Source organism: Pseudomonas persica (assembly GCF_900291015.1).
Taxonomy (GTDB): Bacteria; Pseudomonadota; Gammaproteobacteria; order Pseudomonadales; family Pseudomonadaceae; genus Aquipseudomonas.
In genome coordinates this window covers 1-245 of record NZ_OLKL01000308.1, presented here as the reverse complement: position 1 = coordinate 245, position 245 = coordinate 1, and the positions used below count along the sequence as shown (strand labels likewise).

General features: G+C 46.9%; 1 protein-coding gene. It reads left to right on the top strand.

Annotated features, from left to right (window positions below):
* On the top strand, window positions 1–245 hold a 245-nt coding region (locus FQ664_RS26685; protein ID WP_144175977.1), incomplete at both ends, for an SOS response-associated peptidase family protein.

Sequence of the window (245 nt, the reverse complement as noted above, 5' to 3'; positions counted from 1 at the left end):
AGGAACCTCGTCCACTGAAAACAAAACCAAGTATTTATTTTATGCAGCAGATAAGTCGCCTTTGTATATGGCAGCTATTGGTTATCCGGAGTCGACGCGGGTTATCACACTCACCACTGCACCGACACAGGAGTATCTACGCTATCATCACCGTATGCCAGCGCTGCTTGCGGCTGAATCGGTTTCAGATTGGCTTAATTGCAATGCTCTCGAAGCGGAGGCCTTGTTGAAAAGTGGATTAATAC